This is a genomic window from Limnoraphis robusta BA-68 BA1 (assembly GCF_034932365.1).
Taxonomy (GTDB): Bacteria; Cyanobacteriota; Cyanobacteriia; order Cyanobacteriales; family Microcoleaceae; genus Capilliphycus; species Capilliphycus robustus.
In genome coordinates this window covers 44,034-52,251 of record NZ_JAYGHR010000092.1, presented here as the reverse complement: position 1 = coordinate 52,251, position 8,218 = coordinate 44,034, and the positions used below count along the sequence as shown (strand labels likewise).

The following is an 8,218-nucleotide window of genomic DNA, read 5'->3' as shown; positions in this document are numbered from 1 at the left end:
ACCGGAAGATTCCTGCGACTCCAAAGCTAGGAGCGAAGAACCAACCTGACTGTCCTAAAGGATACATCAAAAATACGCTGACGAATACTGCGATCGGTGCAGTAAAGGCAATAGCGTTGTAGGGACGGACACCGACTAAACGGGCGATTTCTAACTGACGTAAGCAGAAGCCAATTAGAGCGAAAGCACCGTGCAGGGCGGTGAAAGCCCACAAACCACCGAGTTGGCACCAGCGAGCGAAGTCCCACTGAGCTTCCGGTCCCCAGAGGAACAGTAGGGAATGTCCCAAGCTGTTAGCAGGGGTACTGACGGCTGCCGTTAAGAAGTTGCAGCCTTCTAAATAGGAGCTAGCTAAACCGTGAGTGTACCAGGAGGTTACGAAGGTGGTTCCGGTTAACCATGCGCCTAAAGCGAGATAGGCACAGGGGAAGAGCAGGATACCCGACCAACCTACAAATACAAAGCGATCGCGTTTCAGCCAGTCATCGAGGACATCAAACCATCCTCTCTGGACTTGAGAACGTTCGATAGCAATAGTCATCTACGAAATTCTCCAGATTTATGATTACAAGAGGCTAAGTAACTTTATATTTTACAGTCTTTCTCATCTGCTTTAACAAAAAATGAGAGACAGTACAAGATGATGTTACTTTTCTTTACCTCTGTGATCAGTATAAGGATTATTTCTGTTTGTGACAAGGGGGAGTTTTGACAGTGATCAGTAAACAGTGACCAGTGACCAGTGACCAGTGACCAGTGACCAGTGACCAGTGACCAGTGACCAGTGACCAGTGACCAGTTATCAGTGACCAGTTATCAGTGACCAGTGACCAGTTATCAGTTATCAGTTATCAGTTATCAGTTATCAGTTATCAGTTATCAGTTATCAGTTATCAGTTATCAGTTGTCCGTTCCTCCATTCCTCCCTATTCCCCATTCCCTAATCCCCATTCCCTAACCCCTACCCCTACCCCTAACCCCTAACCCCTATTCCCTGTTCCCTGATAAACGGAGAATGAAATACTATACTGAATTGATGAAGTTCCAATTCTGCAATTTTTTTAGGCCCCATGTTCTCGATTGATATTATTGTTAAGTACACGCCCATCCCCTTATCTGTAGAGCAGAAGTCCCTCGAAGATGCTCAAGCCACTTATCAAAGGGTGATTGATGCTATGCAAGCCAGTCAGCCCCAAGTGATTGAACTGACTTGTGATAAGATTCCCGACAAAAAGATTTCTATTGTCAGTAGCGAAATTTCAGCCGTGCAAATTTCCCAAAAAACAGCATCCACCACAGGTAGAGCGCCCGGCTTTGCTATGCTTGGACAATGAAACCCTCAGACTCTGTAAATGTTCCGATCCCTGCTATTACGGTTCGTAACCTTTGCTATAGTTGGCCGACAGGCGCTCAGGTGTTGAAGTCTTGTTCTCTAGCTGTTCCCCAAGGCGAATTCTGGATGCTATTGGGGACAAACGGCAGTGGGAAGTCAACGCTGTTGCGTCTGTTGGCGGGTTTACTCACCTCCCATTCTGGGGAAATGACGATTAACGGGCGAGTTGGCTTTGTTTTCCAAAACCCTGACCATCAACTGGTAATGCCGAGTGTGGGGGCTGATGTGGCGTTTGGGTTAGTCGAAGACCAACTGTCTTTAACTGAAATTCGTCAACGAGTCGCTGATGCACTCTCAGCAGTCAAGTTAGAAGCGTTGCAGCGAAGGCCAATTTATGCCCTCAGTGGCGGTCAAAAACAGCGCATTGCGATCGCAGGCGCTTTAGCCAGACAATGTGAAGTGTTACTCTTTGATGAACCAACCGCCCTGCTTGACCCGGACAGTCAACTTGATCTCGTCAGTCAAGTCCGTTCTTTGGTTAAAAGTCGAGGAATTACAGCCTTATGGGTAACCCATCGCCTCAATGAACTCGACTACAGCGACGGTGCTTTTTTACTCTCAGGTGGACGAGTTGTCGCTCAAGGTGATCCTGAACCCCTCAAGCAGCGTTTGATGCAACATCTCAAATAAGAGTAACCCGTGAACAGCTTTGTCGGGGCGGGTTCCACCTAGATGTATGTCTTCCCCCAAACAATCAACATAAACCCGCCCTCTTATTACAGGCAGTCTTTTGAACTCCTGAACTTCTGAACTCTTTTTATTTTTTTGTTATTCTTTCCTGCTCATGTAATAATGTGTTAAGAAAAAAATGTCACCGCTATTTATAGCAGTACACTGTACAGGTTTATGCAAAAGTATCAGAGTCCTAAGCCATGCCACGTCTTTTATCTAAGGCTATCCTGTTAGTTGATGGCTACAACATGATCGGAGTCTGGCCCCAATTGCAAAAAAAGCAAGAAGGGGAAGGAATGGAAGAAGCTCGTCGCACACTTGTAGAGACATTAGTCAACTACAGTGCTTTTGAAGGACTTGATGCTCGGGTCGTCTTTGATGCTCACTATCAAAATACCCCTAGCGTTATCGAAAGCATAACTCGGAACTTATCCGTTCACTACACGGGTTATGGTCAAACCGCAGACAGTTATATTGAAAAAATCTGTGCTTCTATGGCTCATCAACTTCGCTTGTCTAGACGGCGGTTGATCGTTGCAACTTCAGATAGAGCGCATCAACTAACTGTTATCGGTTACGGGGCTGAATGGATGTCAGCCTTGCAATTGGCTCACGATGTCGAATCTACCGCTCGTTGTCGCCAACGCCGTCACAAGTCCAATAAACAGTCTTCTAGTCGTTTTCTGGCGAATTCTCTCGATGTAGAGTCTCAGAAACGTCTAGCCATGTTACGCATGGGACTCAAGCCCTAAACCTCAAAAAAAATATTTAAATAGTGCTTGACTTTTTTGGGTGCAGTGGGTTACTATAAATAACTGTGACTAAAATAAATTTTTAGAGCGATCCTCGGTAGCTCAGTGGTAGAGCGGTCGGCTGTTAACCGATTGGTCGTAGGTTCGAATCCTACCCGGGGAGTTTGAACAAAGGAAAAAAGGTGAAGGATGAAGGACAAAACGCTGAGTTTAGAACTTCAAACCTCAGACTACGGGAAGTATTGGTTACTCGATGCAGATGTAACCTTTCTTAATCATGGTTCCTTTGGAGCTTGTCCCACTCCGGTTTTACAGCTACAAACCCAACTGCGAGAACAGCTAGAACGTCAACCTGTGCATTTTTTTGTGCGGGAATGGGAGTCTTTACTCGATGAGGCGCGTCGTCAGTTAGCTGAATTTGTAGGGGCTACAGCAGAAGAATTGGTCTTTGTTCCCAACGCCACAACGGGTATTAATAGTGTACTGCGATCGCTGTCTTTTTCCCCAGAAGATGAACTGCTAACCACCAACCACGAGTATAACGCCTGTCGCAACGCTTTAAATTTTGTCGCTGAACGTTGGGGGGCGAAAGTGGTTGTTGCTAATATTCCCTTTCCGATCAATTCATCGGATGAGATTATTAATTCTATTTTAACACAAATTACCCCACGCACCAAACTCGTTTTAATCGATCATATCAGCAGTCAAACGGGTTTAATCTTTCCTCTGAAACGTTTAATTCAAGAACTCAATACACAGGGAATAGAAAGCCTCATTGATGGCGCTCATGCTCCGGGAATGTTACCCTTGAACTTACAAGAAATTAATGCGACTTATTATAGTGGAAACTGTCATAAATGGCTATCTGCACCCAAAGGAGCTGCTTTTTTATACGTTAAACCCGATAAACAAGCCGCCATTCGTCCTCTAACCATTAGTCATGGTGCGAACTCTCCCCGCACAGATCGTTCTCGGTTTCAACTCGAATTTGATTGGATGGGAACCCACGATCCGACGGCTTATTTTTGTATTCCTGAAGCGATCAAATTTATGGGATCATTGCTACCGGGTGGATGGTTAGAATTGATGCAATATAATCATAAAATGGTGATTGAGGCGCGAAAAATGTTGAGTGATCAATTAGACATTGCCCTCCCTTGTCCAGAAAAAATAATCGGTTCAATGGCAACGATTATCTTACCCGATAAAATACAGTTAATTCCTCAGCTACAAGAAAAACTTTGGCAACAATTTAAAATTGAAGTTCCGGTAATTCCTTGGGACAATCAGCCTCAAAAATTACTGAGAATTTCGGCTCAGGTTTATAATACCCATTCAGATTATAATAGATTAGTCGAAGCTTTAATTAGCTTATAGCGTTTCCGACTTGAGCAAGGTATAGGCAGCAGGTTGTAAGCCTTGCACCCCTAAAGTTCACTGCACCTCGTCTGAATGAAAAAGGCTATAATGTGCGCTACAAATTATTAATATTAAAAACAATTGTAGGGTGCATCAAATATCTTGCATTTTATTCAGCAAACAAGAACTACGGTTTGATGCACCCTACCTCCAGAAAAGATAAAAACTCAGTTTTTCAGAGAAACCCGGTTTTTGAACGGTAGCTCACCATTTGAGAAAGAACTGAGTATAATAGGTTAACCGAGAGTTTATATTAATAGAACCAAGAGAATCAGTAAATTGCTGATTAACATGAGGAAAGTATGAGTCAGAATATTGTAGAAAATAAAGTCAGTCAACAGTATGGTAAAGTGTATTTAGTGGGTGCTGGGCCGGGAGATCCCGGGTTAATCACCTTAAAAGGGAAAGGACTACTGCAATGTGCAGATGTTGTCGTTTATGATGCTTTAGTGAGTCCGCCTATTCTGGACATGATTAACCCTGAAGCTGAACACATTCACGCTGGAAAACGACGGGGACGACACTCAAAAAAGCAAGATGAAATTACTCAAATTTTAATCGAAAAAGCCAAAGAACACGCGATCATTGTGCGGCTAAAAGGCGGTGATCCCTTTGTCTTTGGACGAGGTGGCGAAGAAATGGAAGACTTAGTTAAAATGGGAATTCCTGTGGAAGTGGTTCCCGGTGTAACGTCTGGAATTGCAGCACCCGCCTATGCCGGAATTCCACTGACACACCGCAATTATAGTTCATCTGTGACCTTTGTAACGGGTCACGAAGCTGCGGGAAAATATCGACCGGAAGTCAACTGGAAAGCGATAGCCGTTGGTTCAGAAACCCTTGTAATTTATATGGGTGTTCATAATTTAACTCATATTACCTCAGAATTGATCGCCGCAGGTCGAACTCCAGAAACACCGATCGCCTTAATTCGTTGGGGAACTCGACCCGAACAAGAAGAATTAATCGGACAGTTAGATACAATTGTACAACAAGTAGAAACCACAGGATTTGAAGCGCCTGCGATCGCCGTTATTGGAGAGGTGGTTCATCTGCGTCAGATTTTACCGCATTGTCTCCCCTCTGTCGAAGGTAGATAGATTCTCAAAAACCACGTTAAACTGGAGGGAGATCATCAATGATGTTGCGTATTTTTCCGTCAAGTTTAAAGCTTTCAGTTGATTGTGTCTAGCCTAGATTATCAAGCTAAAAAAGCCTATCAAGTGGGAATGCGCTGGCTAACCGGAGCGTTTATTTTAGCCAGTGTCAGCTTAGGTGGAGTTTGGGGTTATGATTGGATAAAAAATCGACCCTTGACTCCAACAACTGCTGAGTTAGTTGAGGTTGAATTAGACAATGTTGAAAATAAAATTAGTGCAGGCGGAACAGTTGAATTAGGGGGACAACGAACGATTAAATCACCCGAAGAAGGAGCCGTTGATCGGGTGTTAATTAAACAGGGAGACCGAATTTCATCAGGTCAAGAATTAATGATTTTAAGAAATCCTCAACGAGAGACAATCTTAAATAAAAAACAATTAGAAATTCAGAAACAGGAAATATTAGTTGAACGCAATCGAGAAAAAATAGAAGAAGCTGAAAAAAAGCTAAGAATTGCTCAAGCGGACTATGAAGAAGATGTGGAAGATTATCAAGAAGAATTAGCCTCTAAAGAAGCCATTCAAAACTTAGAAATCGACAAAATACAAGCAAAAATTAATCGAAATCGTCAGAAACTAGAAGAAGCAAAAGCGAATTTAGAAGCCGCAGAAGCAGAACTCGAAAACTCAGAAAAACTGTTAGAACGAGGGTTCATTGCTCAACAAGAAACTGATCGCCAAAAACAAACTGTTCGTGAAAGTAAAGCCTCATTAAGAGATGCTGAACTTGAGTTAAAAAATTCCAAAATCGAGTTAGAAACTGCCCAAGTTAGAGAAGTGGAAATTCAGGCTAGTGTTGATAGTAGTACAATTTTTGAAGCTGAAATAAACCTCCAAGAAGCTCAGTCTGAATTGAAACAAAGTCAAAGTGATCTTGAGCGTATAAAAATAGAATATCAAGAAGAAACCCTAACTTTAGAAAATAATATTGTTACCGCTCCTATTGATGGCGTTATTCTGAATATTAACGTTAAACCAGGAGATGGCGTTAACCGCAGTGATGAATTAATGACATTAGGCGATCCCAATCAAGAACTAATTCAACTGCAACTTTCTACTCTCGATGCCGCTCAAGTCAAACCCAATCAACTGGCTCGAATTAGTGTCATAGGCCCTAACACAGAAACCTTCACTGGACGAGTTCAAAGCATCGGTTTACAAGCCAGAAGTGCAGGAAATAATAATAATTCGGAGTCATCAGGTCAAGCCACAGTCCCCGCAACCATTCAACTCGATCAACCCACGAAAACATTAATTCCAGGAAGCGCAGTTAGTGTAGAAATTGTCTTAGAAGAACGCAATAATGTAGTCGTATTAAACACCGAATTAATTCAACGTGACGGACAATCTCCCTATGTTTGGATAATAGATTCTAATAATACCGCACAAAAACAAGCCATTACGTTAGGATTAGAAGGGTTAATTCAAGTTGAAGTTACATCCGGTTTAGAAGCAGGTGATCGCGTCATTTCACCCTCTCCTGATACGCCCTTAGAACCAGGAATACCGATTACAGAAGCTTCTTCTACTCCCACTGACAGTAATCCTCAAAGTAGTCCTCGACGCAACCGCAGACGTCGATAATTATCCTATAATATCTATTCAAAAATGAGTCTATCTCCTTTTAATTTAATGGGTTTAAGTTGTCAGTCACTTCTCGGAAACCCCGTGCGTTCCGGCTTATCAATCATTGGGGTTTTTATGGGAGTTGCTGCGGTGAGTGCAACCCTACAAGTTCGTAATATTAGTCAAGCTGTTATCGTTCAACAACTCGCAGAAAGAGACGCTCCTCAAGTTGGTTTTACTCCTCAGTGGAACCGTATTACTCGTCAAAGAGTATCGTTCAACTTAGAAGATCTGGAGTTTTTACAACGACGTTTAAGAGGAGTACAAGCAATTAGTGGTATAAATTGGATGCGTTCATCTCAAGTCGTCTTTCAAGATCAAGAAGCCACACCTGGAATGAGAGCAGTAACGCTCAACTATCTAGAGACAATAGGTCAACGATTGCTTGCTGGACGTTCTTTTACATCTACAGATTTTGAACAATATCGACCTGTTATCATTATCGATCAATACCTAGCTGAACAACTTTTTCAAGGCAAAAATCCTCTCGGTCAAAATATTTATATTGAATATCGACCTTATAGTATAATAGGCATTATTCCAACTGCAAGTGATGAGGAACCGACCGGAACTATTTATATTACGACGGCGTTTCACAGTACAATTACTGGAAATAATACGATTAGCTCAATTTCGATACGTCCTCAAAGACTTGAAGATTTACAATCTTTAGAGGAACAGGGTCTAAAACTTTTAGAACAGCGTTATCCCGGCTCTAAATTTTGGTCTTGGAATACTGTAGATGATATTTTAGAACAGAAAAAAACCCTTGAATCAGTCTCAACTGCATTGTTAGTCGTTGGAGCAATTTCACTGTTAGTCGGCGGGGTGGGAATTGCCAATATTACCATTGCAGCCGTGATTGAACGAACCCCCGAAATCGGCTTACGACGAGCCATTGGAGCCACCCAAAACGATATCATGTTGCAGTTTGTCCTAGAAGCGGCTATCTTAAGTTTGGTTGGGGGAAGCATCGCAATTTTGACGGTACATGGATTAACCGTAATTGTCGCCCAACGCTTTGAGTTCCCCTACACTTTTGAGAGTCGCAGTGCAGCACTCGCTTTATCTTCTGCGGTGTTAGTCGGTGTCGGAGCGGGATTTTTCCCAGCGTTACGAGCGAGTCAGCTTGATCCGGTGAAAGCGTTAAAAGGACAATAACTAAAACTCATTTATTTGTTGATGACATTACTCGT

General features: G+C 42.7%; 7 protein-coding genes, 1 tRNA gene and 1 pseudogene. 8 read left to right on the top strand and 1 reads right to left on the bottom strand.

Annotated elements, in window-relative coordinates; translation table 11 throughout:
• Positions 1-541: pseudogene (locus VB836_RS26815) on the bottom strand (photosystem II D2 protein (photosystem q(a) protein)); the annotation flags it as partial.
• A 529-nt stretch (positions 542-1,070) separates the two neighbouring features.
• Here VB836_RS26815 and VB836_RS26810 point away from each other — a divergent pair.
• From VB836_RS26810 to VB836_RS26775, 8 genes are all read left to right on the top strand, one after another.
• Positions 1,071-1,334, top strand: coding sequence for a hypothetical protein (locus VB836_RS26810; RefSeq protein WP_323224133.1), 264 nt, complete (start codon positions 1,071-1,073; stop codon positions 1,332-1,334).
• Positions 1,331-2,023 (top strand): energy-coupling factor ABC transporter ATP-binding protein, encoded by a 693-nt coding sequence (locus VB836_RS26805; protein ID WP_046279251.1) that lies wholly within the window; start codon positions 1,331-1,333, stop codon positions 2,021-2,023. The genes VB836_RS26810 and VB836_RS26805 overlap by 4 nt, the downstream gene beginning before the upstream one ends.
• Positions 2,024-2,265: 242 nt before the next feature.
• Positions 2,266-2,817 (top strand): NYN domain-containing protein, encoded by a 552-nt coding sequence (locus VB836_RS26800; RefSeq protein ID WP_046279252.1) that lies wholly within the window; start codon positions 2,266-2,268, stop codon positions 2,815-2,817.
• Between the two features lie 91 nt (positions 2,818-2,908).
• Positions 2,909-2,980: transfer RNA gene (locus tag VB836_RS26795), tRNA-Asn, on the top strand.
• Positions 2,981-3,006: 26 nt separating this feature from the next.
• Positions 3,007-4,194 (top strand): aminotransferase class V-fold PLP-dependent enzyme, encoded by a 1,188-nt coding sequence (locus tag VB836_RS26790; protein WP_323224131.1) that lies wholly within the window; start codon positions 3,007-3,009, stop codon positions 4,192-4,194.
• Between the two features lie 344 nt (positions 4,195-4,538).
• Positions 4,539-5,336: a uroporphyrinogen-III C-methyltransferase gene (gene cobA / locus VB836_RS26785; RefSeq protein ID WP_323224128.1), complete on the top strand. Its 798-nt coding sequence runs from the start codon at positions 4,539-4,541 to the stop codon at positions 5,334-5,336.
• Positions 5,337-5,420: 84 nt separating this feature from the next.
• Positions 5,421-6,980, top strand: coding sequence for an efflux RND transporter periplasmic adaptor subunit (locus VB836_RS26780; protein ID WP_323224126.1), 1,560 nt, complete (start codon positions 5,421-5,423; stop codon positions 6,978-6,980).
• Between the two features lie 24 nt (positions 6,981-7,004).
• The gene (locus VB836_RS26775; RefSeq protein WP_323224124.1) at positions 7,005-8,183 is read left to right on the top strand and encodes an ABC transporter permease; all 1,179 of its coding nucleotides are present in this window, start codon (positions 7,005-7,007) and stop codon (positions 8,181-8,183) included.
• Positions 8,184-8,218: the final 35 nt, after the last annotated feature.